At 60.8% G+C, this 26,320-nt stretch carries 23 protein-coding genes; 21 read left to right on the plus strand and 2 right to left on the minus strand.

Annotated elements, in window-relative coordinates; translation table 11 throughout:
• Positions 1–294: a MurR/RpiR family transcriptional regulator gene (locus ACQ5BM_RS13795; RefSeq protein ID WP_429811906.1), complete on the plus strand. Its 294-nt coding sequence runs from the start codon at positions 1–3 to the stop codon at positions 292–294.
• A 13-nt stretch (positions 295–307) separates the two neighbouring features.
• Positions 308–1,954: a Na/Pi cotransporter family protein gene (locus ACQ5BM_RS13800; protein WP_429811908.1), complete on the plus strand. Its 1,647-nt coding sequence runs from the start codon at positions 308–310 to the stop codon at positions 1,952–1,954.
• Between the two features lie 10 nt (positions 1,955–1,964).
• On the opposite strand, the gene ACQ5BM_RS13805 is transcribed toward ACQ5BM_RS13800, so the two are convergent.
• Positions 1,965–2,954 carry a LacI family DNA-binding transcriptional regulator gene (locus ACQ5BM_RS13805; protein WP_429811910.1) on the minus strand — a complete coding sequence of 330 codons (990 nt, stop codon included), beginning with the start codon at positions 2,952–2,954 and terminating at the stop codon, positions 1,965–1,967.
• Positions 2,955–3,548: 594 nt separating this feature from the next.
• Here ACQ5BM_RS13805 and ACQ5BM_RS13810 point away from each other — a divergent pair.
• The 7 genes from ACQ5BM_RS13810 to ACQ5BM_RS13840 all read left to right on the plus strand — a co-directional run bounded on the left by ACQ5BM_RS13810 (position 3,549) and on the right by ACQ5BM_RS13840 (position 11,767).
• Positions 3,549–5,399: an ABC transporter permease gene (locus tag ACQ5BM_RS13810; protein ID WP_429811913.1), complete on the plus strand. Its 1,851-nt coding sequence runs from the start codon at positions 3,549–3,551 to the stop codon at positions 5,397–5,399.
• Positions 5,399–6,529 carry an ABC transporter ATP-binding protein gene (locus ACQ5BM_RS13815; protein ID WP_429811915.1) on the plus strand — a complete coding sequence of 377 codons (1,131 nt, stop codon included), beginning with the start codon at positions 5,399–5,401 and terminating at the stop codon, positions 6,527–6,529. Before ACQ5BM_RS13810 ends, ACQ5BM_RS13815 begins: the two co-directional genes overlap by 1 nt.
• Before the next feature lie 53 nt (positions 6,530–6,582).
• On the plus strand, positions 6,583–7,719 hold the full coding sequence (locus ACQ5BM_RS13820; RefSeq protein ID WP_429811918.1) for an ABC transporter substrate-binding protein: 1,137 nt from the start codon (positions 6,583–6,585) through the stop codon (positions 7,717–7,719).
• Positions 7,720–7,754: 35 nt separating this feature from the next.
• Positions 7,755–8,882, plus strand: coding sequence for an ABC transporter substrate-binding protein (locus tag ACQ5BM_RS13825; protein ID WP_429811921.1), 1,128 nt, complete (start codon positions 7,755–7,757; stop codon positions 8,880–8,882).
• 69 nt (positions 8,883–8,951) lie between these two features.
• On the plus strand, positions 8,952–9,845 hold the full coding sequence (locus ACQ5BM_RS13830) for an inositol monophosphatase family protein (RefSeq protein WP_429811924.1): 894 nt from the start codon (positions 8,952–8,954) through the stop codon (positions 9,843–9,845).
• Positions 9,846–9,861: 16 nt separating this feature from the next.
• Positions 9,862–10,485: a dual specificity protein phosphatase family protein gene (locus tag ACQ5BM_RS13835; protein WP_429811927.1), complete on the plus strand. Its 624-nt coding sequence runs from the start codon at positions 9,862–9,864 to the stop codon at positions 10,483–10,485.
• Between the two features lie 295 nt (positions 10,486–10,780).
• Positions 10,781–11,767 (plus strand): NAD-dependent epimerase/dehydratase family protein, encoded by a 987-nt coding sequence (locus ACQ5BM_RS13840; RefSeq protein WP_429811930.1) that lies wholly within the window; start codon positions 10,781–10,783, stop codon positions 11,765–11,767.
• Positions 11,768–11,962: 195 nt separating this feature from the next.
• Here ACQ5BM_RS13840 and ACQ5BM_RS13845 read toward each other — a convergent pair whose 3' ends face one another.
• Positions 11,963–13,000, minus strand: a complete 1,038-nt coding sequence (locus ACQ5BM_RS13845; protein WP_429811934.1) for a LacI family DNA-binding transcriptional regulator — start codon at positions 12,998–13,000, stop codon at positions 11,963–11,965.
• A 274-nt stretch (positions 13,001–13,274) separates the two neighbouring features.
• Here ACQ5BM_RS13845 and ACQ5BM_RS13850 point away from each other — a divergent pair, with 274 nt between their 5' ends.
• The 12 genes from ACQ5BM_RS13850 (at position 13,275) to ACQ5BM_RS13905 (ending at position 26,306) form a co-directional block, all read left to right on the plus strand.
• On the plus strand, positions 13,275–14,609 hold the full coding sequence (locus ACQ5BM_RS13850; RefSeq protein ID WP_429811937.1) for an ABC transporter substrate-binding protein: 1,335 nt from the start codon (positions 13,275–13,277) through the stop codon (positions 14,607–14,609).
• Between the two features lie 104 nt (positions 14,610–14,713).
• Positions 14,714–15,661, plus strand: coding sequence for a carbohydrate ABC transporter permease (locus ACQ5BM_RS13855; protein WP_429811940.1), 948 nt, complete (start codon positions 14,714–14,716; stop codon positions 15,659–15,661).
• A complete protein-coding gene (locus ACQ5BM_RS13860; protein WP_429811943.1) occupies positions 15,658–16,599 on the plus strand; it encodes a carbohydrate ABC transporter permease in 942 nt (313 codons plus the stop codon). Before ACQ5BM_RS13855 ends, ACQ5BM_RS13860 begins: the two co-directional genes overlap by 4 nt.
• Complete coding sequence (locus tag ACQ5BM_RS13865; protein ID WP_334198353.1) at positions 16,596–16,784, plus strand: hypothetical protein; 189 nt, start codon at positions 16,596–16,598, stop codon at positions 16,782–16,784. Before ACQ5BM_RS13860 ends, ACQ5BM_RS13865 begins: the two co-directional genes overlap by 4 nt.
• 4 nt (positions 16,785–16,788) lie before the next feature.
• Positions 16,789–17,886 carry an ABC transporter ATP-binding protein gene (locus ACQ5BM_RS13870; RefSeq protein WP_429811946.1) on the plus strand — a complete coding sequence of 366 codons (1,098 nt, stop codon included), beginning with the start codon at positions 16,789–16,791 and terminating at the stop codon, positions 17,884–17,886.
• The gene (locus tag ACQ5BM_RS13875; protein ID WP_429811949.1) at positions 17,879–18,874 is read left to right on the plus strand and encodes an ABC transporter ATP-binding protein; all 996 of its coding nucleotides are present in this window, start codon (positions 17,879–17,881) and stop codon (positions 18,872–18,874) included. The genes ACQ5BM_RS13870 and ACQ5BM_RS13875 overlap by 8 nt, the downstream gene beginning before the upstream one ends.
• Positions 18,875–18,884: 10 nt before the next feature.
• Positions 18,885–20,504 (plus strand): dihydroxyacetone kinase subunit DhaK, encoded by a 1,620-nt coding sequence (locus ACQ5BM_RS13880; RefSeq protein ID WP_429811952.1) that lies wholly within the window; start codon positions 18,885–18,887, stop codon positions 20,502–20,504.
• 215 nt (positions 20,505–20,719) lie between these two features.
• Complete coding sequence (locus ACQ5BM_RS13885) at positions 20,720–21,769, plus strand: LacI family DNA-binding transcriptional regulator (protein WP_429811955.1); 1,050 nt, start codon at positions 20,720–20,722, stop codon at positions 21,767–21,769.
• A 3-nt stretch (positions 21,770–21,772) separates the two neighbouring features.
• On the plus strand, positions 21,773–22,738 hold the full coding sequence (locus ACQ5BM_RS13890) for an ABC transporter permease (protein WP_429811958.1): 966 nt from the start codon (positions 21,773–21,775) through the stop codon (positions 22,736–22,738).
• On the plus strand, positions 22,738–23,640 hold the full coding sequence (locus tag ACQ5BM_RS13895) for a carbohydrate ABC transporter permease (RefSeq protein WP_429811961.1): 903 nt from the start codon (positions 22,738–22,740) through the stop codon (positions 23,638–23,640). Before ACQ5BM_RS13890 ends, ACQ5BM_RS13895 begins: the two co-directional genes overlap by 1 nt.
• A 49-nt stretch (positions 23,641–23,689) precedes the next feature.
• Complete coding sequence (locus tag ACQ5BM_RS13900; protein ID WP_429811964.1) at positions 23,690–25,111, plus strand: extracellular solute-binding protein; 1,422 nt, start codon at positions 23,690–23,692, stop codon at positions 25,109–25,111.
• Positions 25,101–26,306, plus strand: coding sequence for an ADP-ribosylglycohydrolase family protein (locus tag ACQ5BM_RS13905; RefSeq protein ID WP_429811966.1), 1,206 nt, complete (start codon positions 25,101–25,103; stop codon positions 26,304–26,306). The genes ACQ5BM_RS13900 and ACQ5BM_RS13905 overlap by 11 nt, the downstream gene beginning before the upstream one ends.
• The last annotated feature ends 14 nt before the right edge of the window (positions 26,307–26,320 follow it).

The raw sequence follows: 26,320 nt of genomic DNA on the forward strand, positions 1-26,320 counted from the left end.
ATGACACACTATCTGTCCGTCACGGCAGCCTCGACAGTCCCGCCTGCAACTTTCAACGAATTGCGGGAGTCCTGCCGTCTCGGCGTGCGGCGGCTGAAGGGGGGACGCCTGGAGGTGGCGAAGTTCGTGCTTGCCCACCCCTATGACGTTGCCTTTGCGAGTGCGCGGGAAGTGGCCGAACGCAGCGGCGTCTCCACGACGACAGTGATGCGCCTCGTCGGCGATCTTGGATTCGAGAGTTACGCAGCATTTCAGCGACTCTTCCGAGCGGAATTGATGCGCGGCAGGCAGTAGGGGGAGGGGCGGAATGGGGTCGGCGATCGTCACCATCAATCTCTTCGGCGCCGTAGCTCTGCTGCTGTTCGGTCTCGGCCTGGTACGTGACGGCATGGAGCGCGCCTTCGGCGCTCGCCTGAAGGCCGGCCTCGCAGCCGGAACGCGCGACCGTTTTCGCTCCTTCTTCGCGGGCCTGGTCGCGACCGTTGCGTTGCAGAGCTCGACTGCTACCGCCCTTATGGCCGCGTCCTTCGTCGAGCGCGACCTCATCCTGCCACGCATGGCGCAAGTGGTATTGCTCGGTGCCAATGTCGGAATGGCAATGACCGCCTGGATCGTCGCATTGGGACTCGCATGGCTCTCTCCGCTTCTGTTGCTTTCCGGCGTTGCCATCGGGCGCGGAGGCTCGAGCGCCCGTAAGGGAGCAGGCGCCGCCCTTGTCGGTGTCGGGTTGATGCTGCTGTCGCTACATCTGATCGGCGCTGCGACGGAGCCGCTTCGCGCGTCGGCTGCACTTTCGGCCTTTCTTGCGCTGCTCGACACTGCCTGGCCCGTTGCGTTGGTCATTTCCGCGGTCCTCGCCGTGCTTGCTTCGTCCAGCCTTGCGATCGTGGTGTTGATCCTCTCGCTTGCTGCATCGGGCCATCTTTCGACGGGGCTGCTCATAGTCCTGGTACTTGGCGCAAATCTCGGTGGCGCCGTACCGCCGGTTCTTGCGACGCTCAAGGCGGCGCCAAGCGCCAGGCGTGTCGCGCTTGGCAACCTGATCGTGCGCGCGGCCGGCTGTGCCTTGACGCTGCCGCTCGCCGGTTATTCCGCGCAATTGCTCGAACTGTTACCCGTGTCACACGACAAGCTGCCGGTCGACGCGCATCTTGGTTTCAATCTCGCATTGGCGGTTCTGGCTGCTCCCTTCGCCGGTCCACTTTCCCGCCTGACCGCACGGCTTCTGCCGGATCCGACGAAAGCCGAGGATGGCCCATCGTTTCTGGAGCAGGGCGATCTGCAGACGCCGGTCGCGGCACTCGCCGGTGCAAGCCGGGAAGTTCTCAGCGTCGGCGATATGATCGAGCGCATGCTCGTGCAGGCAAACGACGTCTTGCAGCAGACCGATCTTTCTAGGCTTTCAACGATCAGCGCGCTCGAGGGGCGGGTCGATCGCGTGCAGCACGAAATCAAGGTCTACGTCTCGCGTGTCGGGCAGACCGACATCGATGAACAATACCGCCGTCGCGCCACGGATATCGTCGACTATGCCATCAACCTCGAACACATCGGTGACATTATCGAAAAGGGTCTGCTTGCTGAGCTCGCGAAAAAGATCACCCGAGGCCTGACCTTTTCCGGTGACGGCCACAAAGAACTGTCGCGACTGTTCGCGATCACAATCGACAACCTGCGTATGGCGCAGGCGGTGTTTGACACGCGCGATAATGCCATGGCGCGGCGCCTCGTCGAGGCGAAAGAGGATGTCCGCAGATTGGAGCGGCAATCGGCTGAACGGCATCTGCAGCGGCTACGCGACGGGCGTGCCGAAAGCATCGAAACCAGCTCGCTTCATCTCGATATGTTGCGTGATTTGAAGCGCATCAATGCGCATATCGCCTCGGTCGCGCATCCTATCCTGGATCAAAGCGGACTATTGATCGAGAGCCGCATCAGGCCAGCGGCTTCTTGAAGTCGCAGGCTTAGCGCCTTGCCGTCTTGCGCTCGACCATCGTGACGGGAACCACCTGAAGCCGGGTTTCCATCTCGTCGGCTTCGAGTGCCTCCAGGACGTGATCGGTCAGGGCGGTGAAGGATTGGGCCACCGTGGTAAGCTCGTAGCTCTTCCAGCCTGCCTGGGGAATGTCGTCGAAGCCGACGACGGAGAGATCGGCTGGTATGCGGCGGTGCATCTCGGTGCGCGCGGCATCGAGAAAGCCGAGCGCCAAAAGGTCGGTGACGCAGAAAGCACCGTCGATCGCTTCATCGACGAGCACCTCGCAACCCGCCTGATAGCCGCTTTCGTAGCTCGTGGTGCCGCCCGACCAGGCGACAACTTCGACGCCCGCCGTTGCCATCTTCTGTTTGAACGCCGTGGTGCGGCGAAGCTGCGCAGGAGTATGGCTGCCGCTGGAAATCACAGCAACCTTCTTGCAACGAGCCTCGATCAGCCGCAGCGCGGCGAGATCGGCGCCGCGGGAATCGTCGCTCAGAACCATATTCGTATCGGTGCGGTCGATTTTCTGGTTGATGAGGATCAGGCGGACCCCGTTGGCAACGCACTGATCGACGATTGATTCCGGTGGTTCGCCGGAGAGAACGACGATGGCCTGCGCGCGGAACTCGAACAGCAGCTCGATCAGCGGCGCGATATCCTTGCGGGCATCGGCCGCATTGAGCAGCAGGCACTGCAACCCCCGACGCAGCAGGCCGATGCTCAGGAGGTCGAGCTGTTTGGCGTGGAAAGGCGAGCTGAGGTTGGCGCCTACGACACCGATCAGGTTGGAGCGATCGTTGTTCAGACCCTGCGCCAGTCGGTTGACCCGATAGCCGAGCTCGCGCGCGGCCTTCAGCACCTTGCGCCGCACTGCCTGGGAGACGCTGGCTCCAGGCGTAAATGTTCGCGAGACGGCCGAGCGCGAAACGCCCGCACGTTTTGCGACCTCTTCGGCCGTCACGAACCCTCTTGCCATGCCGCTCCCCTACAGAATCAGACAGTTTCCATCAGGGGCATAAAAGCTCCCCCATTCCAACGAAAAAGTGCGACCAAGCGCTCAAGGACCGATGGTCCGCGGTTTCCGCTCGACAAGCCTTGTCCACGGTACTCTTGCCCTCGAGCTCGTCGCCGATCGGGGGGCCGGAAAGCTTGTTAGAACGTCGATTGAGCGTGTGTTCGAAAAGTAATGGGTTTACATCAATAAAAATTCAAACAAAACAATCGGATACATCATTGCGCACGTGTGCATTTTTTTATTGACAAGACGGATGTAGCATTGGATCATGCATTCCACAGTCGGAGAGTTATTGGAATGTTTGTTCCGTCTGTGTTCGCGGTAATGACAGCGCCCCTGAGGAGTCGGTGTCGTCGTTTTTTGCAGGGTGTTCGTACCTGTCCGCGAGTGGGGAGGATTGGAGCCAAGCAGTGTGGTGTCTCGTGACCGTGCGAGCCTTTGCGTGCGGCTGCGCGGAATTAGGCGCGAACCCTGCTTTCCCATCAATACTACTGGAGCGCGGCCGGCGTCGATTGCCGCAACAGGCTGCGCATGTCGAGTTCCAAGGGGAAGAGCATGGCCTTATTGAGTGAGACAGTCCAGGCGTCGACAGTGCCAGATCACGCGACGGCACCGACGGCCTGGCAGCGCTGGCGGTATCGTGCGAAGGTCGCTTCTCGAGAGCCGACGACATTGATCGGTGTCCTGACGGCTCTTCTGTTCACCTATCTGATCGTCGTGCCGATCATCTCGATCGTGCTGGATTCTGTCCGGGTTCAGTTCGGTCACGAGCGGCGGCTCGGCAAGGATTTCGGTGATCTGACGCTCTACTATCTCGATCGGGCGTTCCTTTCGCCTGTGTCTGTTGATCTCTTCTGGCGTCCGCTTTTTAACACGCTTTCGGTTGCAATCGGGGCGATCAGCTTGTCGCTCCTGATCGGTACGGTGCTTGCGTGGTTGATCAGTCGGACCGATATGTTCGGCCGCCGCTGGTTCGCGACTGCGCTCATCGTTCCCTACATGTTGCCGGCCTGGACTTTCGCGCTCGCCTGGACGACGCTCTTCAAGAACAGGACCGTCGGCGGGCAGCCGGGCTGGTTCGAGGCTATGGGGCTGACGCCGCCCGACTGGGTCGCCTATGGCCGTTTCCCGATCGTCGTCATCCTGGCATTGCACTATACGCCTTTTGTCATCCTGTTGTTCGGCTCGGCCCTTCGTCGCTTCGATTCCCAACTCGAAGACTCCGCACGCATCCTCGGGGCAAAGCGTTATCAGGTGGCGCTGCAGATCATCCTACCGCTGATGCGCCCAGCGCTGCTGTCCTCGATGGTGCTGATCTTCGCCAAATGTCTCGGCGAATTTGGCGTGCCCTATGTGCTCGGTCTACCCGTCAAGTTCGAGGTGCTCTCTACCTCACTCTTCCGCAGCATCGCGTCGCGCCAGACGGGCGTTGCCGGCGTTGTTGCAGCCTCAATCATGCTGATCGGCATCATCACCCTGATGATCGATGCGCGTCTTGTCCGCGAAGCGCGCCGCTTCGTCACCGTTGGCTCGAAGGGCTCAATGAATCGCCAAAGCCGGCTTGGCAAGTATCGTCTGCTGGCCACGTGCTTCGCGGCACTGATCTTTCTGCTGAGCGTCGGGTTGCCGCTGCTCACCCTGTTCCTGTCCACCATCATGAAGCTGCCGGCACAGTTCACGCTCGACAACTTCACTCTGGACTATTGGGTCGGGCGTGATCTCCACACCGTGGCGCTGCAGACCGGCGTGTTGTTGAGCCCCGATCTCTGGGCCGCCGCGAAGAACACACTGATGATCGTCGGCCTTGCATCCCTGACGTCGGGTATCCTCGGGCTGCTTGTCGGCTATGTCGTCATACGTACCCCCGTTAAGGCGCTCTCTGTCTACCTGCGCCAGGTGACTTTCCTGCCCTATCTCGTGCCAGGCATCGCTTTTGCCGCGGCGTATCTGTCGCTCTTCGCGGTCGCGCGCGGTCCAGTGCCCGCCCTCTATGGCACGGTCACCATCCTTATCCTGGCGCTGATTGCCGACCAGATGCCCTATGCCTCGCGCGCCGGCATCTCCGCCATGACCCAGCTCGGAAAAGATCCGGAAGAGGCGGCTCAGGTTGCCGGCGCCGGCTGGTTCCGCCGCATGATGTTGATCGTGATCCCGATCCAGAAAGGCTCGCTCGTCACTGGCGTCCTGCTGCCGTTCATTTCGGGCATCAAGGGCCTCAGCCTGTTTGCCATCCTCGCCGTGCCGAGCACCGATGTGCTGACGACCTATTCGCTGCGGCTCGTCGACTACCACTACACTCAGGCGGCAAATGCGGTTGTGCTGATCATCGCCGCCATCGCCTATCTCGGAACGCTGGCAGCTCAGAAGCTGACCAGGACCAATCTCGCAGAAGGACTCGGAAGCTGATGCCAACCATCAATCTCAGCGGCGCCCAGAAGAACTATGGCGTCAATTCCGCCAATGCCGTTTCGAACCTCGACCTCGAGATCCGCGATGGTGAATTCATGTGCCTTCTAGGGCCGTCCGGCTGCGGCAAGACCACGACGCTGCGCATGATCGCCGGCCTGGAAAACCTCTCTGACGGCGAGATCCGTATCGGCGAGCGGTTGGTCGACTCGGTGCGGGCGGGCGTGTTCATTCCACCCGAAAAGCGGGAGATGGGGCTCGTTTTCCAAAGTTACGCGCTTTGGCCACATCTGACGATCGAGCGCAACACCGACTTCGGCCTTCGGTTGCGTAAGCTGCCGAAGGAAGAACGCGAGCAGCGGGTCGAGGAGGTCATGCAGGCGCTCGACATCGCCAAGTATCGCGACCGCTACCCTTCACAGCTTTCCGGCGGTCAGCAGCAGCGCGTGGCGCTCGCGCGCATGCTGGCGGTCAATCCGGGCGTACTCCTGCTCGACGAGCCGCTCTCGAACCTCGACGCACGGCTGCGCCTCGAAATGCGGGCTGAGCTCAAGCGCATCCACAAGGAATTCAAGACGACGATCGTATTCGTGACCCACGACCAGTGGGAAGCCATGACGCTAGCGACGACGATTGCGGTCATGAATGAGGGCACGCTGCAGCAAATGGGCACGCCCAACGATATCTACGACCGTCCCGCAAACCGCTTCGTTGCTGAATTCGTCGGCAGCCCTCCGATCAATATCCTGACCTTAGGGCCATCCATATCGGCGACGTCCCGTGCGGCAGAAGCCTATCTCGGCGAGCGCTATCCGTCACTGCGCGGCTTAGGCTCGGTCGGTATCCGGCCAGAATCGATCAGCTACACGACCAAGCGTGAAGACGTTCCGACGGGCAGTTTCACCGGCGAAATGGCAGTGACGGGCGTTCTTCCGACCGGCGGCAGCTGGATCCTGGAGCTCAGGAACGACAGCGACACGCTCTTCCTGACGACGAATGCCCTGCCACGTGTCGAGACCGGGTCGAAGGTTTCATATTTCGCGCCGCCCGAGGCCCTGCATGTCTTCGACAAGAATGGCCAGCGCATCGCCGAGGCCGACGCGTTGCTGCGCAAGAACACGCTGAACTAAGGCGCCGGGCACCAAACGGCACACCGAAACATAATCTGAGGGAGGAACAGACGATGCAAGTTCGGAAGACTGACAGGACGCGACGCGCAACCAGGCGCGCCTTGCTGGCAACGACGATCGTGGCGATCAGCGGGCCGGCGTTGGCCGAGGAACCATTCGACCTGAACGCTCTCATCGAGGCCGCGCGAAAAGAAGCGCCGATTACGGTCTACGACAGCACCGGCAAGATCGTGGAAATGGCCAAGGCCTTTGCCGAGAAGTATGGCGTCGCCGCCGAGGGTTCCAAGGTCAAGGCGACCGCCCAGCTCGAGATGATCATTCGCGAAGCCCGTGCCAACAATATTCAGGGCGACGTCTCGATCATCAGCGACGCACCGGCCGCGATGGCCCAGCTCATTCCTCAAGGCTTTGCCGAGAGCTGGCTGCCGCCGGACCTCGCATCCAAAATTCCGGAGGAATACCAGGACCCGCTGACGGTGGTCACAAGCGCCAATGTATGGGCCTACAACACAGAATTCTTCGACACGTGCCCGGTCAGCAACATCTGGCAACTGACCGAGCCGAAATGGAAAGGCAAGGTCGCAATGCAGGACCCGCTCGGCAAGGCGTCCTATGTCGACTGGTTCAACCAGATGGCCAAGCACGGTGACGACAGGGTGGCCGCCGCCTACAAGGAGCTCTATGGCAAGGAGCTCCAGACCGACGACGGCAGCGCAACCGCGGCCTGGGTGAAGGCGCTTGCCGCCAATGCTCCGTTGTTGACCGATGCCGATGCGGCCGCCGCCGATGCGGTCGGCGCGCCGGGGCAATCGCAGCCGTTCATGGGGCTGATGAGCTCGGCTAAGTTCCGAGATAATGCCGACAAGGGCATGAAACTCGGCCTTTGCAAGGACCTGAAGCCGTGGCTCGGCTGGATGTATCCGGGTGTCGGACTGATCACCAAGGGCACCAATAGTCCGAACGCCTCCAAACTCTTCATCCACTACGTGATGACGGCCGAAGGCATAGCACCACAGGCGGAGGATGGGAAAATATCGACGAACAAGGACGTCTCGCTGCCTGCGGACGAGCCTTCAGGCATCGGCACCGTTCTCGATCAGGTCATGCCCTATGACATGTCGACCAGTCTCGACGACTGGGATGCACGTGAAACCTGGCAGGATCTCTGGCGCATCAACTACCAGAAGTAGTCTTGTATCTGACCGGTCTTCTTGGGAGGGAAGCCATGAAAGAAGGTAACAGCAAGTTTCTGGCCCTAGGGTCGGTGTTTGCCGCACTGACAACGGTAATCGCGGCCGAGGCGAAGGCAGATGAGGCGTTTAACCTCGACGAACTGATCGAGGCCGCAAGAAAAGAAAAGCCAATCAACGTCTACGATAGCACCGGCAAGATCGTCGAGATGGCGGAGGCCTTCACCGCCAAGTATGGAGTGAAGGCAACGGGAGTCAAAGTCTCGGCCAACAGCCAACTGGAGATGATCATTCGCGAGGCGCAGGCCAGCAATGTCCAAGGCGATGTCGCTCTCATCACGGACGCGCCAGCCGCTCTAGCGCAGCTTTTGCCGCAGGACTTTGTCGAGAGCTATCTGCCCGGCGATATGAAGGCAAAGATACCGGCAGCCTTCCAGAATCCCCTTGCGATTTCGACGAATGCCAATGTCTGGGCATATAACACCGAGGCCCATGACAAGTGCCCGGTCAGCAACATCTGGGAGCTGACCGAAGCGAAATGGAAGGGCAAGATCGCGCTCGTCGATCCTCTGACCAAGAGTACCTATACCGACTGGTTCAACCAGTTGGAGAAACACGCCGATGCCGAGGTCGCGGAGGCTTATAAAGCCCACTTCGGCAAAGATCTGGAGACTGGCGAAAAGAGCGCCGCGGCGGCCTGGATCAAGGCTCTGGCCCAGAACGGACCGCTCGTCACCGATGGCGACGATCCGGTGGCCGAAGCGGTTGGCGCCGCCGGCCAGAAGGAGCCCTTCTTCGGACTTCTGAGCTCGGCGAAATTCCGCGACAACGCGGGCAAGGGCTACAAGCTCGGCCTATGCACGGAACTCCAGCCATGGGTGGGCTGGACCTACACCAAGCTCGGTCTCGTCGCGTCCAAGACGGCAAGCCCGAACGCTGCGAAGCTCTTCATCCACTACGTGCTGACGGAAGAGGGGATCGCGCCTCAGATGAAGGATGGCAAGCTGCCGACCAACATCGACATCAAGATGCCAGCGGACGAGCCGTCGGGGATCATGGAAGTGGCGGACCGCCTGTTCCCCTACGATGCAGCAACGGGTCTTGAAGATTTCGACCGGCGCGAGGAGTGGCAGGACTTCTGGCGCGTGAACTACAGCAAATAGAAACGTCGGCCGGCACGACCTCGCGAGGACAGGTCGCGCCGACCCGCTTTGCATGAACGGAAAGAGAGTATGAACAACCCCCATCCGGCGGTAAGCCACAGCCCGCCTGTTGATGCGGGCAGGCTTGCCCGCTCACGTCGCCTGATGAAGATCGCCGAGGGTGCCGCGCGCGCCGTGGGACCATCGTTGCTTGAGGCCTTTCGTTCGGAAATGGCGATCGACTACAAGCGCGACCTGCACGATGTCGTAACGATCCACGACCGAAGTGCCGAGGCGCTGATCCGCGAGTACGTCTTCGCGAACGAACCGAACTCAGCCATGCTCGGCGAAGAAGGCGGTCAGTTCGGCGAGGGCGAAATCCAATGGTATGTCGACCCGATCGACGGAACGGCGAACTTCGCTCGGGGGCTCGCCTTCTGGTGCGTGTCCATCGCCGCGGTCGCAGAGGGCGCCGTCGTGGCAGGGGCCGTCTACGACCCGGTCGCGGACCTGCTTTTCGCTGCCGATCTCGAGCGCTCCTATTTGAACGGAGAATGCATCACCTCCAAGGCAGTCGGCGACGAAAACCGTGCAACCTTGATCACAGGATATCCCGTGTCGCGGGACTTTCGCCTCGATGGGCGGGATGTCGCCCTTCGCCGCTTTGGCGATCTGGTCGAAACCTTCTCGACGTTGCGCAGGCCGGGCAGTGCCGCTCTTAGCATTGCGCATGTGGCGGCCGGGTTCGTCGATGCGGCAGCCGGGTTCGGCGTCAATGCCTGGGATGTGGCTGCCGCAACGTTAATCCTGAAGAATGCCGGCGGCCGTTACGAGCCGCTGACCCTCGGTAAAGTGCCGCTCGGTTCTGCCGATTTTCTATGCCCTGGCTATGTGGCCTACGGCGCCGGCGCCGACTATCCGACCTTGAACCGCATCGCTGCCGCGATTTCTGACGGCCGCACGGCAAAAGCTTTGGTGTCCTGATCGCGACGAGGTAAGCATGCGGAGCAACTCAGGCGATACGATCGCCACCGCCAAGGCCAGCAGCGAGCTGCCGAAGCTCAGCCTCATCTATGCCAAGCACCCGGCCTATGATGTCGATATCTTCATCGCGGGCAAGGAAGGGGCCAGCGATCTCGATCTCCTGCGCAGCAATGGCATCACCACCGTTGTCAATTGTGCCGTCAACCTCGATTTCAATTTCGTTAGGGCGTCGCAGTTCGTCTCGGATCATCGAAGCAGCGTTCATGGTCCAGGCGAGATCCGCTACTACAAGGTGGGTCTGATCGATGGGGATGGAAATCCGGAGACGCAGATGCTCGCGGCCCACTACATCTTGCGGGCTGCTCTTGAACAGGTCCTGCCCGAGAAACCTTCCTATCCGCGACGCGAGCGCGGCGCGGTCCTCGTCAATTGCCGCGGTGGACGCTCACGCTCCGTTGCCGTCGTGTCGTTGTTTCTCCATCTCACACTGCCGGAAGAGTTCCCAACCCTGGAGGCCGCGATTAGTTTTGTTCGTGATAAGCGCGGCCTTCCCGAGGACGAGTGGTACAAGGCGCCAAAGCCCGTGCTGACGGAGGCGGCGCGGCGCGCTGCCGGATGGGCGCGTTCAATCGGTTGCTAGATGTCCAACAAATGGACCCGGTCGGTTGCACCCCCCGGGCGTCGTTCACATACTTGCCCATCAAGACCAGGGACGCGGCAACTGGCTGTTCATTCACCCACGCCGCCCGGACCTTCCAGGATGCAGCGGGCGCTTCCTGAATCCGATAGTTTCTATGGCATGCCGCCTGGGAGCGAAACCGCGCCAGCCAAAGGGGCATTTTGCTGTTCGGCTAACCTCCTGACGACAAGGCCTTCTCTCTTTCGGCCTTGAGGATATTGACGCTTGTCGCTTTGGTGGAAAGCTTGTTGTAGACGTGGTCGAACCCGTTCTTCAGATCGACAACGTGCCAGGGCAAAATTTCATGAGTAGAAGCGGTTTGAAAAAAATCCTGGTGACTGGGGGGGCCGGATTTATCGGCCATCATCTCGCGCGACGATTGTTGGACACTGGCCGAGACGTTGTGGTGCTGGATGATCTGAGCTCAGGAAGGCGCGACAATGTTCCAGGGGCAGCCACCTTCATTAAAGGTTCGATTTTGGACCGAGAGGTGGTTGAAGAGGCGCTTTCCGGGGTCGATGCTTGCATCCACTTGGCTGCCGTCTCTTCGGTGGAGAAGTGCAATCGGCAACTGACGTCTTCTCATGCAGTCAACATAACCGGGTTCCTGAACCTCGTTGAGGCAATTGCCGATTCCGGTGCCAAGCGGACAGTTGTCTATGCCTCTTCGGCTGCCGTTTATGGAGCCAGCCAGAACCTGCCGCTTTCGGAAGAGGGTAGGTGCGCTCCTCTGTCACCCTATGGTGCGGACAAGCTATCCTGCGAATTGCACGCTCGAGCCGCCTACGAAGTCTACGGCATCTCGACGACAGGTCTTCGTTTTTTCAACGTCTTCGGACCAGGCCAGGATTCACATTCCCCCTATTCGGGGGTGATTGCCAACTTCGCGCAAAGATTGAGTAACAATGAGAATATCATGATCTATGGCGATGGCATGCAGACTCGGGATTTTGTCTACGTCGACGATGTGGTTGAAGCGCTTATCCGGTCGGTGGAAACTCGTCGCGACGGGGCACGTGTCTTGAATGTTTGTAGCGGTGTCGAGACGTCGATCAATGACCTCGCACGACTAATGATCGAAGAGACCAAATCCAATTGCGGCATCCACCACGTTGATGGCCTGCTCGGCGAAGTCAGACATTCCCAGGGATGCACGCGAGCCCTTCAAGCGGCGCTCGATTTTCGATGCCGCACGGATCTTCGCGCCGGCCTGGCACAATTGTTAGCGCCGATCCGACAATAGCACTTTGGAAGGAGCGTCTGGCTCGTACAGAGTGCAACGACCTCAACACCAAATGAAATGGCTGGCTTGCAGAGCGTTCCGGCCGAGCGGGGCCGAGTGGCACCGGTCGCCCAAAAACACTGCCATCAGAGTTCGCGGGCAGGAGCCGAAATCGCCATTTTGGCGCGGTCCGGTTTTGTGGCTGCCAACGTCTCTCTAAGAGGCATGCAACTGAAGGTTCTCCTTGAGTAGGATCTCGATGCGGATCCTCTCCTGCGAGGCCAGGGGTTCGCGATGGTCGGCGCGGGCGCGCATGATGCGCAGTGCGCTTCGAACTGCATGGCCTGGGTCCTGGGCGATCAGGGCATCGATGCGTTCCTCCATCAGCGCCCGCTCGCTGAAGGGCGTCCGCTCGTGGGCGATAACCGTGAGCTGACGCGAGCCCTGCGCATTCCAGACCGCCGTCAACGGCGCCCGCGCCTCGGAACTCAGCACGTAGACGGCGAGGGTGTCCGGGTTGTGTTGCAGCGTCCGGTGAATGATCAGTTCGGCGCGGTTCTCGTCAGCATAGGTCTCGAGCGACGGCAGACATTGGAGTTGTGGAAACTGCGCGTTGATGATGCTGTCGAAGCCGAGACGGCGCTCGATGCTGTCGAGTGCCATCATGGTTTCCGCCACGACCATGATTTTGCCGGCCCGGTTGCCGATGAAGCGACCTGCGATTTTGCCGGCGGTGGCGCCCGCCGCAAAGTTGTCGATACCGACATAGTCTGCGCTTTCCAGGCGTTCCTGGCCCGACAGGAACTGCACGACCTTTACGTCGCGCTCCACCAGTCGCACCAGCGCATCGCGTACCTGTGGCGATTCCGGCGCCATCACCGCGACACCATCGACAGCCTCATGATCGATGAGGCTCAGATATTTGGCGACGTGGTGCGGATCTGTCATCGGGATCTGCACGGCTTCCACCTCGGTGGAATCAGCGCGCAGCGCGTCGCGTGCCTCGGTGACGCGCCCGATCAATTCGCTCAGATACTGGTCGCCCGAGACCGGAAGGACGAAGCGAAACCGGTAAGTCTTGTTGCGCGCAAGCGCGACCGCCGCCGGGTTCCGGACGAAACCGATACGCTCGATCGCGTCGTAGACCTTGCGGAAAGCCTTCTTGCTGACGTTCGGCCGGTCGTTCAGGACGCGGTCGACGGTGGCCAGGCTTACACCGGCGGCTTCTGCCAGGTCTTTCGCGGTAGGCCGCATTTTGTCGCTTCTCTTTGCTTTCGATCCTTCAGGGCGATTCCTCCAACAAAAGCAATCAAAAAGCAAGAATTGATGTGCGCACCTCAAAATTTGCTTGCGTTGAGGTGCGCACCTCAATATGATTATATCTGTGGCCACCCAGAGGAGTGCGTGAGGTCACGAAGTGATGCGAAGGAGCCGGCTCCACGTGGGAACGTCGCCTTGCGTCCACAATTCGCCGCAGGCGTTTTCAGCTTCCGATGGAGGTCGGAAGGAGAGGGGAGGAGGCCCCGCTATGGAACTTCGTCATTTCAAATCATTGGCCGCATTTGGTGCCCTGCTCACGGCCAGCGTCGCAAATACCGGTCACGCAAGCGCAGCCGAGCTGACGCTTTGCTGGGCGGCCTGGGATCCGGCAAACGCTCTTGTCGAACTCAGCAAGGATTTCGAAGCCAAGAGCGGCATCAAGATGAAGTATGAGTTCGTGCCATGGCCGAACTTCGCCGACCGCATGCTGAACGAGCTGAACTCCGGCGGGAAACTGTGCGACCTCATGATCGGCGACAGCCAATGGATCGGCGGCGCCGCTGAAAACGGCCAGTACGTCAAGCTCAATGATTTCTTCGACAAGGAAGGAATCAAGATGAGCGATTTCATCCCGGCGACCGTCGTCGGTTATGCCGAGTGGCCGAAGAACTCGCCGAACTACTGGGCTCTGCCGGCATTCGGCGACGTCGTCGGCTGGAGCTACCGCAAGGACTGGTTCGCCCGCCCGGAACTGCAGGCCGAATTCAAGAGCAAGTACGGTCGTGACCTCGCCGTGCCGAAGACCTTTGCCGAATTGAAGGATATCGCCGAATTCTTCCAGAAGCGGGAGATCGATGGAAAGACCGTCTACGGTGCCGCGATCTACACCGAGCGCGGATCCGAAGGCATCACCATGGGTGCGATGGATGTGCTCTACAGCTTCGGCTTCGAATATCAAAACCCGGACAAGCCGTACGAGCTCGAAGGATACGTGAACTCCGCCAAGGCGGTGAAGGGGCTGGAATTCTACAAGGCGCTTTACGACTGCTGCACACCGCCCGGCCATTCCGACGCCTACATGTCCGAGGACATCGACGCTTACAAATCGGGTCAGGTCGCGCTGCACATGAACTTCGCCTTCACCTGGCCCGGTATCAATGCTGACGCCAATGTGGGCGGCGAAAAATCGGGCTATTTCCCCAATCCGGCCGGACCTGACGGCGTCGCGTTCGCACAGCTTGGCGGCCAGGGGATCTCGGTCGTCGCGACGTCTGAGAAGCAGGACGATGCGCTCGCCTATATCAAGTGGTTCGCCCAGCCCGATATCCAGCAGAAATGGTGGCAGATGGGCGGTTATTCGGCGCTGCGCAAAGTGGTCGAAGATCCTGGCTTTGCGACCAGCCAGCCCTATGCCCAGACCTTCCTTGATTCCATGGCAATCGTGAAGGACTTCTGGGCCGAGCCCTCCTATGCTTCGCTGCTCCAGGCCGCACAGAAGCGCTTCCACGACTATGTGGTCGCCGGCCAGGGCTCTGGCCAGGATGCCCTCGATGGTCTCGTCAAGGACTGGACGCAGATCTTCGACGACGAAGGCAAATACTGATCGCCATCAAGGCCGTGGCGGCGCGCCTCCCGGCGCGCCAGGGCGCGACACGGAGCCGGGGTTTTCCCCGGCTCCGTCGCCGCCTAATCAAATGAGGGACTACCATGCTGAAATCAACAGTGGACCGGGTCGCGGGAGCGACGCCGCATGCCATTGCCAAACGGGTTCGAGGATTGTCGGATCGCGCGCTTGCCTGGTTGTTCGTCGCCCCGTCGATCGTCCTGCTGCTTGCGGTCAATATCTTTCCGCTGATCTGGACGGTCCGGCTGAGCTTTACGAACTTTCGCGTCAACCGCCCCAATGCCGAGGTCCAGTTTATCGGGCTCAAGAACTACCTGAGCATTCTGTCCGACAAGGACATTTGGTTGACGATGCAAGCGACGGCGCATTTCCTGATCTGGACGATCGTCCTTCAAGTGCTGATCGGCTTTTCCCTCGCCTACCTGATCAACAAGAAGTTCCGCGGCAACGATTTGTGGACGACGATCATCGTGCTGCCGATGATGCTGAGCCCGGCGGTAGTCGGCAATTTTTGGACTTTCCTCTACCAGCCGCAGATCGGTCTCTTCAACTACGCAGTCGGTTTCCTGACGGGGGCTGATCCGTCGAGTTTCTCGATGATCGGCGATGTGTCGCTGGCACCCTGGGCAATTATCATTGTCGACACCTGGATGTGGACGCCCTTCGTGATGCTGATCTGCCTTGCCGGTCTGCGCTCCATTCCAAGCAGCATCTACGAGGCGGCCGAATGCGATCGCGCCAGCAAATGGCGGCAGTTCTGGACGATCACCATCCCGCTGGTGCTGCCCTTCCTGATGCTCGCCGTGCTCTTTCGCGGCATCGAGAATTTCAAGATGTTCGATCTGGTTGTGCAGTTGACCGGCGGCGGACCGGGATCGATCACCGAACTCACCTCGATCAACCTGAAGCGCGAGGCTTTTGAGAAGTGGCGCACGGGCTACGCCTCTGCCTATGCCGTCATTCTCTTCGTCACCGTCTTCGGCCTTGCGTCGATCTACGTCAAAGCCCTGAACAAGGTTAAACAACGATGAGCAGCTATTCCGTAACCGAGCCGTCGCAACGGCAAAAATGGTTCGCCGGGATTCTGGTCGTTGGCTACGCGCTGATCACGATCCTTCCGCTTGTCTGGATCATCGCGACGAGCTTCAAGTCGCCGTCCGATGCGATCGCCTATCCGCCCAAGACCTTCTTCGAGCCGACGGTGGAAGGCTATGTCAACGTCTTCACGACGCGTACCCGGCTTACCGAGGAGCAGTTGCAGGCGGTCGGCGAGCCGCAGACTTGGTATGACAAGTTGGTTCGCAAGGATGGCCTCGTCATCTCCGGCCCGTCGCGTTTTGCCGAGCGCTTCACCAATTCTGTGATCATCGGCTTCGGCTCGACGGTGCTCTGCATCGTGCTCGGCACGGCTGCTGCCTACGCCTTTTCGCGCTTCAAGGTTCCGCTGAAGGACGATCTGCTGTTCTTCATTCTTTCGACGCGCATGATGCCGCCGATCGCCGTCGCCATCCCGATCTTTCTGATGTTCCGCTCGTTGGGCTTGAACGACACCCATGCGGGCATGATCCTGCTTTACACCGCCGTCAACCTGTCGCTGTCGGTCTGGCTGCTCAAGGGCTTCATCGACGAAATCCCGGTCGAGTATGAAGAAGCGGCTCTCATCGATGGCTACACCCGGTTCCAGGCATTCTATAAGGTGGTGCTGCCGCAGGCGGCGACGGGCATCGCCTCCACCGCGATCTTCTGCCTGATCTTTGCCTGGAACGAATACGCCTTCGCCGTGCTTCTGACCTCGGGCAACGCCCAGACGGCGCCACCTTTCATTCCAACCATCATCGGCGTCAGCGGCCAGGACTGGCCGGCGGTTGCTGCCGGCGCGACCTTATTCCTCGTGCCGGTCATGGTCTTCACCATTCTCCTGCGCAAACACCTGCTGCGCGGCATCACCTTCGGAGCCGTACGCAAATGACAAGATTTTTCAACGGATTGCTGCATTTGCGCCGCGGTGCCTGGGAAATGCTGGCATCGGCGCTGATCGCGGCGGGCGTCTTCATGCTGATGCAGCCCTTCGTTCTCGCGCTCTATTCCTGGTCCTTCGTCATAACCTTGCTGGGCACGGTGATGTTCATCATCGTCAGCCATTTTCCGGAGTAGGCCGATGGCGCAGATCAGAATCCAGAACGTGCGCAAGGAGTTCGGCGCCTTTACTGCGGTGCGCTCTTCGAGCTTCACTATCGAGGATGGCGAGTTCTTCATGCTGCTCGGCCCGTCCGGCTGCGGCAAGACGACGACATTGCGCATGATGGCCGGCCTCGAACTGCCGACCAGTGGCGAGATCTTCATCGACGGCGAAGAAGTCGGTATGAAACCGGCGAGCAAGCGCGACATCGCCTTCGTCTTCCAGATGTTTGCGCTCTATCCGCATATGAACGTACGCAAGAACATCTCCTATCCGCTGCTCAGCCAGGGCCTGCGCGGCGAGGAGGTGAAGTCGCGTGTCGCGGAAGTCGCCCGTATTCTCAAGATCGAGAACATTCTCGACAAGCCCGTCGGCGGCCTTTCGGGCGGAGACCGCCAGCGTGTCGCGCTCGGCCGTGCGATCGTGCGCCGCCCCAAGGCGTTCTTCATGGACGAACCGCTCGGGGCACTCGATGCCGAGTTTCGTGAGCACATGGCCGAGGAATTGCGGGCGCTGCACGACCGGATGGGCGCAACCACCGTCTATGTGACCCATGACCAGCTCGAAGCGATGCAGATGGGCGACAAGATCGTCGTGATGAATCATGGGGTCGTCGAACAGTTCGGCAAGCCGCAGCAGATCTACGACTGGCCCGCGACGAAGTTCGTGGCTCAGTTTATCGGTTCACCGCCAATGAACTTTCTGGAGCTCGAGGGCATGATCGGCGTCGGCGGCGGCTTGATCGATCTCGGCGGCGTAATGGTCAAGGTGCCCATGTCGCGGGAAGGTCGCGCCGGTAGGCTGACGCTCGGCGTCCGGCCGGAACACGTGACGTTCGTGAGTGACGGCGCCTACCGGGGCCGCGTAAGCGCCGTGGAATATCTCGGGACCACCCAGATCGTGACGCTCGTAACCGGCCACGGCGAACTGAAGGCGCGCATCCCGTCGGGCCACCGGGTTCACGAGGGCGAGCAGGTCGGCCTCGAATTCGACGCTAGGACGCTTTCGATTTTCGACGCGGAAACCGGCAAGGTGCTGTTATCCGAGGGCAATGAAGGAGTGTTGGGACATGGCTGAGGTCGTCTTGGAAAACGTGTCGAAGACATTTGCCGGCACGGTTGCTCTCGATAATGTCTCATTGACGGTTCCGGACGGTTCTTTCGTTGTGCTGCTCGGGCCGACTGGCGCGGGAAAGACGACGACGCTCAGAATGGTTTCCGGCCTCGACACGCCCGATCGCGGCGAGGTCTTTATCGATGGACGACCGACGAGAGGGTTGACGCCCGCCGAACGCAACGTTGCCATGGTCTTCCAGCAATACTCGCTCTATCCGCATCTCACCGTTCGTCAGAATCTTGAGTTTCCGCTGAAATCTCCTTTGTTGAAGACACCGAGAGAGGAGATCGACCGGAAAGTGAGGGAGGTTGCCGAGGTTCTCCAGATCGCGCACAAGCTCGACAACAAGGCGACGGCGCTGTCGGGTGGGGAGATGCAGCGCGTTTCCATCGGCCGCGCCCTTGTCAGAGACCCGCAGATTTTCCTCATGGACGAGCCGTTGAGCTCGCTCGACGCGAAACTGAGGGCCGATCTTCGTATCGAACTCAAGCGCATTCAGGCAATGTCCGGCGCAACCCTGCTCTACGTTACCCATGACCAGATCGAGGCGATGACGATGGCCACCCATGTCGGCGTGCTGAACGAGGGCAAGCTCGTTCAGTTCGGCTCGCCGCGCGAGGTGTATGAGCAGCCGGTCAGCGTCTACGCGGCGACGCGCCTGGGACAGCCACGGATCAATGTGCTTCCGGCCGATATTTTTGCCGGCGCTCCCTTGGGCGCTGCAAGCATTGGCCTCAGGCCGGAGCACATCCAACAGGGTGAGGGGGAGGACGCGCTGGTCAAGCGCGTCGAGCACCTCGGCGACCAGACGCGTCTGCATCTGACCTTCAGGAAACACGACCTCATTACCGTCACGGACGCCCATACGCCGCTCCGGGGCGGTGAAACAATCAAGATTCAACCTTCGAAGCCGCTCTACTTCGATGCGGCAGGCATGCGTTTGGCTTAAGGAGCTCGAAATGGCGCAATTCATCAACAAGCGGGAAGATGTCGTGACCGAAGCGATCGACGGCGTTCTGGCCCTGTCCGGCGGCGCGCTTACCCGTCTCGACGGCTATCCGCATATCCGGGTCGTGTTGCGCAGCGACTGGGACAAATCGAAGGTCGCGATCGTCTCAGGCGGCGGTTCCGGTCATGAACCGGCCCATGTCGGTTTCGTCGGCCGCGGCATGCTGACGGCCGCGGTCTGCGGCGATGTCTTCGCCTCACCAAGCGTAGACGCCGTGCTCGCCGGCATTCTTGCCGTGACCGGTCCGGCCGGATGCCTGCTCGTGGTCAAGAACTATACCGGTGACCGCCTCAATTTCGGCCTTGCCGCCGAGCGTGCCCGCGCCTTCGGGCTGAAGGTGAGCATGGTGATCGTCGGCGACGACATAGCGCTGCCCGATCTGCCGCAGGCGCGCGGCGTTGCCGGTACCCTGTTCGTGCACAAGATCGCCGGCGCGCTCGCCGAACGCGGCGCGGATCTCGACACGGTAACCACCGCCGCCAAGAAGGCTATTGCCGGCACGCGCACTATCGGCATGTCGCTGGACACCTGCAGGGTTCCGGGTTCGCCAAAGGAAGAGCGGATACCGGAGGGCAAGGCGGAGCTCGGTCTCGGCATTCATGGCGAAGCCGGTGTCGAGCAGATCGACTTTGCAGGCGCCCGTTCTTCGGTGGCGACCATGGCGGAACGGCTGGCGTCTGTCATGGGTGAAGGTCCCCACGTCGCGCTGATCAACAATCTGGGCGGTACCTCGGTGCTCGAAATGTCGGTGCTTGCCCACGACCTCATCAATCTGCCGCTTGGCAAAAAAATCACTCACGCGATCGGCCCGGCACCGTTGATGACGTCGCTCGACATGCAAGGCTTCTCCGTGTCGGTCTTTGCCGCCGACCGGGCGGAACTGGAACTGCTGAAGGCACCGGTGGCGATCGCTGCCTGGCCGGGCGTCTCGGAGGTTCGGCCGATCGCCGTCAGCGCCTTGCCGGATGGCCTGACGCCGATCACGCCGATGGCATCCGATCACACTGCGACGCGGGCCTTCCTGATCGATTGCTGCAAGGTTTTGATCGCCGCCGAGCAGGATCTCAATGCCCTCGATGCAAAGTCCGGCGACGGCGACACGGGCTCGACACTGGCAGGTGCTGCCCGGGCGCTGATCAATGCCATCGATCGGCTGCCGCTGTCCGATCACACCCAACTTTTGCGGGCGATCGGCCAGGAGTTGAGCCAGACCATGGGCGGTTCCTCCGGCGTGCTGCTTGCCATCTTCTTTGCAGCCGCCGGCGACGGGGCATCGAGCGGCCTGCCGATGCGCGAGGCACTTCGAGCCGGGCTTGCACGCATGCAGGAGATCGGCGGCGCGAAAATCGGCGACCGAACGATGATCGATGCGCTGTCTCCGGCGCTCGATGCACTCGAGGACAGCGTCGTTGCGGCGGCGGCTGCCGCACGAACGGGTGCGAACTTCACCTCCACCCTGACACGCGCCAAAGCCGGACGCGCGGCCTACATCAATGCGAAGCAGCTTGAGGGTCACGTCGACCCCGGCGCCGAGGCTGTCGCCCGACTGTTCGAACACCTGGCCGCGTAGGTTGCAGCCAACAACAATTTGCCGCCGAGCGAGGCGTTCGGCGGTAATGTGCGCTTACCACCCGTAGATTTCTGGATGGAAAACCCGCTGCGTCACCGGGGCTGGCAGCAAAGATCAGGATATTTTCTCCTGCATATTGCCAAAGTGTTTTTTCTCGTGGTAACGTTCCCATGAAGTTCAGGCGAGGCATCGCCGGAACTTTGGGAGGAAGCCTTATGAACAACACGACGGGTCGAAGGGCGACCATTATCGACGTTGCCAAGCGCGCAGGCGTTTCGAAGAGCACCGTCGCGCGTGTTCTCGGCGGCTCCGCAAATATATCCGAGGAAGCACGCGATCGCGTGTTGAAGGCGGTCGCCGCCACGGGCTACGAGCCCAATCAGCTTGCCGTCGGCATGCGCTCCGGCCGAAGCGGCCTGCTCGGCATCGTCATTCCTGACATCACCAACCCATTCTGGGCCGAGGTTGCGCGCGGCGCACAGGATCGTGCTGCGAAGGATGACATCTCGCTTCTGATCTTCTCGTCCGATTGGGATGCGCACAAGGAGGCGACCCACCTGCGTGCGCTTCGCCGGGCCCGCGTCGACGGCGCGATCATAAATCCCGTTGCCGACAATTTCGACGACCTCGATCGTTTTGGCATGCCCTTCGTTTTCATCGGTTCCAGCGCCGAGCGCTTTCCCGATACGTTGAGCGTCGGCTCCGACATCGCTCAGGCGGTTCGGCTCGGCATGGACATTCTCGTCGAACGCGGACACCCGGCGCCGGCGCTGATGCTCGGGCCGCGGTCGCGCCTCGCTCGCGCGCGGTTCCTGCGTGCGGTCCACGAGCATTGCATCGCCCGGGATGTTGACCCCGAGGTACTGCTCGTCGAAGAGTCCGATTACACGGTCGAGGGCGGTCGCAGTGCGATGGCCCGGTTGCTTACGAGGCAATGGAGAGGCAGTCGCGCCGTGTTCGTGGCGAACGACCTCATGGCGCTTGGGGCCATGATGGCCGTTCGTGAAGCGGGGTTGCGGTGCCCCGAGGACATCTCGATCCTGGGCTTCGACGGCATCCCGGCAGGCGCCTTCTCGTGGCCGGGGCTCACGACCATCGAAAAACCCGGCCGGCAGATCGGCATTCGCGCGGTTGAATGTCTGCTCGACCAGATCGCCGGCCGCCACCAGCGCGAACGGATATATCTGCCGTGCCAGCTGGTGGAACGTGGCTCGCTTGCCGATGTTTCGGGGACGGCAACCGTGCGCATGGCGGCAGGGAGGTAAGGAATGGCGGTCAGCAACGAGCTTGCGGTGAACGCAACTATGTCAAAAAATGGGAACGTTCCCAACGTTCGGCGCCGAAGCTTCTCGAAAAGCGTGCGGCAATGGTGGCCCTACTACCTGATGATGGCGCCGGGCCTGATCTTCTTCGTGATCTTTCACTATTTTCCGATCTGGGAAGCCAAGATCGCCTTCGAGCAGCTGCGCATCATCCCGCCGAACATCTGGGTCGGCCTCAAGCATTTCCAGACGCTGTTCTCGTCGCCGATCTTCTGGCAGGTGCTGGCGAACACGCTGATCATCTCGACGATGAAGATCGTCTTCTTCTTTCCGGTCCCGATCATCGTCGCGCTTCTGCTCAACGAAATCCGGGGAGGGGCTTTCCGCAAATTCATCCAGTCAGCGATCTATCTGCCCCACTTCCTTTCCTGGGTGGTCATCGCCGGCGTCTTCATCGCGGTGCTCTCGCCGAGCGACGGCGCAGTCAACGACGTGCTCGGCTTCTTCGGCATGCAGCCGGTGTCCTTCATGACCGACAATGGCTCGATCCGCTGGATACTGGTTTTCTCGGAGATCTGGCGCTCCGCCGGCTGGGACAGCCTGCTTTATCTCGCCGCCATCATCGCCATCGACCAGGAACTCTATGACGCGGCCGAGATCGATGGCGCGAACCGCTGGCAGAAGATCCGCTACGTCACCATCCCCGGCATCGTGCCGACGATCGCGACGCTCTTCATCCTGAACGCCGGCATGTTCCTGAATGCCGACCTCAATCAGGTGATCAACTTCTCCAACGACGTCGTGCGCAGCAAGATCGACATCATCGACACCTATGTCTACCGCATCGGCCTGCAGACCGGCGAATATTCGCTGGCAACGGCCGCCGGCCTCTTCAAGGCTGTGCTCGGCATGCTGATGATCGTCGCCGCGCACCTTCTCTCCAAACGTCTTACCGGCAAGGGGGTATGGTGATGGCCGCCCACAACGTCCGCAGAACGCCGCTTGAGCGGCTCGAATATGCGACTATCGTCTCGACGCTGCTGTTCCTCGTCGTGCTGACGGTCCAGCCGCTCCTCAACCTGCTCGCCATATCGTTCTCCGATCCGGGCAAGGTCGCGGGCATGAGCGGCCTGACGGTCATCCCCAACGGGTTTTCGACCGAGGTCTGGAACCTGCTGGTCAACAATGCCGCGGTTCAGCGTGGTCTCTTCAACTCGATCTTCATCACGCTCGTCAGCACCGCTTTAGGCGTGGTTCTCACGGCGCTGATGGCCTGGGCGCTTTCCCGTCCCGGTCTGCCCGGCCGACGCATCATCTTCGTCTTCGTACTGGTCACGATCGTCTTCGAACCCGGCATCATCCCGGACTACTTCATCAACAAGCGTCTCGGCCTGCTCGACAGCTACTGGTCGCTGATCCTCTTCAAGGTCGTCAACGCCTGGTATCTGATCATCCTCGTGCGCTTCTTCGAGGAAGTGCCGAAGGAGCTGATCGAAGCCTCCGAACTCGATGGCGCCAATCCTTTCCAGATTTTCTGGTACGTGGCGCTGCCGCTTGCCAAGTCGGCGCTCGCCACCATCGCGCTCTTCTATTTCGTCTTCCACTGGAACGAGTTTTTCCGGGCGATGATCTACCTCAACGACCAGTCGAAATGGCCGCTGCAGGTCGTGCTGCGCCAGTTCGTGGTCGAGGGTGACAAGCTCGCCATGGTCGGGGTGGTCGAAAGCAACAACTACACGGGCGCGAGCCAGATCAATATTCGCGCGCTGAAGGCCGGCATGATCCTGCTCACCATCGCGCCGATCCTCGCGATCTATCCACTGATCCTGAAGTTCTTCACCAAGGGCACCATGAGCGGTGCGCTGAAGGGCTGACGATGCAGAACCGAAACATGAAAGCCAAAGCATATTGGGAGGAACAAACATGCTTGGAAAACTGATCCTTGGCGCAACGACCGCCGTGGCGCTGATGGCGAGCGTGGCGATGCCCGCTTTCGCCGACCCGGTGACGATCCGTGTCGTCTCGAAAGACCTGGTGACCAGCAATCCTGACGATGTGAAGCTGATGAAGGCCTACGAGGAGGCGCTCAAGGCCAAGGGAACCGACATCCACATTCAGATCATCGACCTGCCGTCTTCGGGCTATGCCGACAAGCTCAGCGCCATGCTTCTGTCCGGCGACATCCCGGATCTCATCTATTTCCAGGGCGGCGACGCCAAGATGGCCGAACAGGGCGTGTTGGAGGATTGGAACAACTGGCTGCCGAAGACGACCTATCTCAAGGAAGCGCTCTTCCCGCACAATGTTGAGCGGCTGAAGAACTATCCCTATCTGCTTTATGTCTACCCGCCACGTATGCCGCAGCCGGTCATCCGCACGGACTGGCTCGAGAAATCGGGCGTTGCGGCGCCCAAGACGACCGACGACTACGTCTCTCTCTTCAAGGCGATCAAGGATGGCGACCTCGACGGCAACGGCAAGGCCGACAGCTACGGCGTCACCACCGCCGACAACACTCAGGAGCTCGACGCGATCTTCAATCAGGCCTTCGGCGTGACCGGCACCTGGATGAAGAACGAGGCCGGCGAATGGATCCATGCGCGCGTTTCGGCAGCGGAAAAGGCGAAGATTGCCTTCTATGCCTCGCTTCGGGAGCAGGGGCTCTATGATCCGGAGTTCATCACCACCAAGTGGGACGTGAAGGAAGACAAGTTCTATTCCGGCCGAGCTGGCGTGATCTTCGGCTCGTCCGCAGAGGTCATCGACATCTACGGCGGCAAGATGCGCCAGGCCCATCCCGACGTGACACTGAGCCTGCTTTCACCGCCGAAGGGGCCGGCCGGCCAGGGCCTGATGGCTCTCGACGTCTCCAAGGAGGCCCGCGGCCTCGCGATCTCGACGACTTCGGAACACAAGGAAGAGGTGGTCAAGCTGCTCGATTTCATCGCCAGCCCCGAGGGCCAGGCGATCGAACGGCTCGGCTTCGAGGGCGAGCAGTACACCAAGGACGGCGAGACCATCAAGCCGACCGACAAGCTCGCCACCTGGTATGCCCGCTTCCTCGTCGCCGCAAACTGGCAGCCGCCGGTGCAATGGCTGAGCGAGGCCGCGCAGCAATCGCTGAAGACGATCTCAGCCGACTTCAAGCCGGACAACGCCTTCGTCTGGCCTGCCGAATACGCCACCGACATCGATGCCACGGAAAACGTCTACCGGGCCTGGGTGTACAAGTTCGTCTCCGGCGAAGCCAAGATGGACCAGTGGGACCAATTCGTTTCCGAATGGAATGCTGCCGGCGGCGAGAAAATGACCGAATATGCAAGGACGGTTCTCAATGACAAATGATGCTGCTGGGCTCTCCTTCAAGGGACGAGTTCGGGCGCTTCTCTTTGGCGTCGCCTACGGCGACGCCATCGGGGCGCCGGTCGAAAAACTCTCCGCCGCGGAAATTCGCGAGCGCTATGGCCGGGTGACGTCACTCGATACCGAGTGGCACCGCATGAAGCAGAGCGAAGCAGCCCGCAACGGCCGCGTGCGCGGTGGCGGCATCGTCACCGACGATACACTGATGACACTCTGCGTGATGTCGATCTACAACGACGTGAAGCGTCACCTTGATGCCTGGGACATGGCCTCCGGCATGGTGCGGGAGATCGCCTGGACGCCGCGTTGGGTACCGGAATTGCAGCGCGAAACGATGCTGATCGAGCGCCTGTTCTATCCGGAAAAGTGGATCTTCCAGCGCCACCAGCTTTCCGGCTGCGACCCGCGCCAGGGCGGCGTCGGCAACATGGTGAATTGCGGCGCAGCCATGTACATCGCGCCGATCGGCGTCGCCAATGCCTGCGATCCGAAGGCAGCCTATGACGAGGCGATCGCCTTTGCCTCCGGCCACCAGCAGAGCTTCGGCCTCGAGGCTGCCGGCGTGCTTGCCGCAGCCGTGGCCGCCGCCTTCGTGCCGGGAACTACACTCGACACCGTCATCGACGAAGCGCTTGCCGTTGCCAAGGACGGCACGCGGGATGCGATCGCCGATATCGTGGGCGCCGCGCGCTCGTTGAGGGGCAAAGACCACCAAACGGTCGTCACCGAATTTCACCGTATCATCGCCGGCTATTCGCCGATGGGCGACAACGTCCAGCACACGCCGCAGAAGGCGGGCCTTGCCACGGATGCCTACCAGCCGTCGCGCCTCCACGCGATCGAGGAGTTGCCGCTGGCGCTCGGCTTCGCCGTCGTGAATGACGGGGACTTCTACAAGACGATCGTCGACGGCATCAATTCCGGCCGCGACACGGATTCGATCGGCGTCATGGCCGGCGCGATCCTCGGTGCCATGTATGGCGAGAGGATCATTGACCGGGCGATGGCCTCCCAGCTCGACCGCGTCAACAAGCTCGATCTCTTCCGATCCGCCGATGCTTTCACCGAAACGGTGACCGTCATTCAGGCCGCCGATCGCAAGCGAGAAACGACGCGGGCGCAGGCGCGCGCGGGGCTCTTTGCCGCCCCCGAATTCACCCAGGTTTCCAGTCTCTAGACTTTGAAAGTACC

This window comes from Ensifer sp. B1-9 (genome assembly GCF_050474445.1).
Classification (GTDB): Bacteria; Pseudomonadota; Alphaproteobacteria; order Rhizobiales; family Rhizobiaceae; genus Ensifer.

Coding starts and splice junctions, on each gene's coding strand:
- ACQ5BM_RS13900 (WP_429811964.1), top strand. CDS start 23,690: ATGCTTGGAAAACTGATCCTTGGCGCAACGACCGCCGTGGCGCTGATG.
- ACQ5BM_RS13875 (WP_429811949.1), top strand. CDS start 17,879: ATGGCTGAGGTCGTCTTGGAAAACGTGTCGAAGACATTTGCCGGCACG.
- ACQ5BM_RS13820 (WP_429811918.1), top strand. CDS start 6,583: ATGCAAGTTCGGAAGACTGACAGGACGCGACGCGCAACCAGGCGCGCC.
- ACQ5BM_RS13805 (WP_429811910.1), bottom strand. CDS start 2,954: ATGGCAAGAGGGTTCGTGACGGCCGAAGAGGTCGCAAAACGTGCGGGC.
- ACQ5BM_RS13825 (WP_429811921.1), top strand. CDS start 7,755: ATGAAAGAAGGTAACAGCAAGTTTCTGGCCCTAGGGTCGGTGTTTGCC.
- ACQ5BM_RS13860 (WP_429811943.1), top strand. CDS start 15,658: ATGAGCAGCTATTCCGTAACCGAGCCGTCGCAACGGCAAAAATGGTTC.
- ACQ5BM_RS13880 (WP_429811952.1), top strand. CDS start 18,885: ATGGCGCAATTCATCAACAAGCGGGAAGATGTCGTGACCGAAGCGATC.
- ACQ5BM_RS13830 (WP_429811924.1), top strand. CDS start 8,952: ATGAACAACCCCCATCCGGCGGTAAGCCACAGCCCGCCTGTTGATGCG.
- ACQ5BM_RS13905 (WP_429811966.1), top strand. CDS start 25,101: ATGACAAATGATGCTGCTGGGCTCTCCTTCAAGGGACGAGTTCGGGCG.
- ACQ5BM_RS13850 (WP_429811937.1), top strand. CDS start 13,275: ATGGAACTTCGTCATTTCAAATCATTGGCCGCATTTGGTGCCCTGCTC.
- ACQ5BM_RS13855 (WP_429811940.1), top strand. CDS start 14,714: ATGCTGAAATCAACAGTGGACCGGGTCGCGGGAGCGACGCCGCATGCC.
- ACQ5BM_RS13885 (WP_429811955.1), top strand. CDS start 20,720: ATGAACAACACGACGGGTCGAAGGGCGACCATTATCGACGTTGCCAAG.
- ACQ5BM_RS13815 (WP_429811915.1), top strand. CDS start 5,399: ATGCCAACCATCAATCTCAGCGGCGCCCAGAAGAACTATGGCGTCAAT.
- ACQ5BM_RS13870 (WP_429811946.1), top strand. CDS start 16,789: ATGGCGCAGATCAGAATCCAGAACGTGCGCAAGGAGTTCGGCGCCTTT.
- ACQ5BM_RS13865 (WP_334198353.1), top strand. CDS start 16,596: ATGACAAGATTTTTCAACGGATTGCTGCATTTGCGCCGCGGTGCCTGG.
- ACQ5BM_RS13800 (WP_429811908.1), top strand. CDS start 308: ATGGGGTCGGCGATCGTCACCATCAATCTCTTCGGCGCCGTAGCTCTG.
- ACQ5BM_RS13845 (WP_429811934.1), bottom strand. CDS start 13,000: ATGCGGCCTACCGCGAAAGACCTGGCAGAAGCCGCCGGTGTAAGCCTG.
- ACQ5BM_RS13895 (WP_429811961.1), top strand. CDS start 22,738: ATGGCCGCCCACAACGTCCGCAGAACGCCGCTTGAGCGGCTCGAATAT.
- ACQ5BM_RS13795 (WP_429811906.1), top strand. CDS start 1: ATGACACACTATCTGTCCGTCACGGCAGCCTCGACAGTCCCGCCTGCA.
- ACQ5BM_RS13810 (WP_429811913.1), top strand. CDS start 3,549: ATGGCCTTATTGAGTGAGACAGTCCAGGCGTCGACAGTGCCAGATCAC.
- ACQ5BM_RS13835 (WP_429811927.1), top strand. CDS start 9,862: ATGCGGAGCAACTCAGGCGATACGATCGCCACCGCCAAGGCCAGCAGC.
- ACQ5BM_RS13890 (WP_429811958.1), top strand. CDS start 21,773: ATGGCGGTCAGCAACGAGCTTGCGGTGAACGCAACTATGTCAAAAAAT.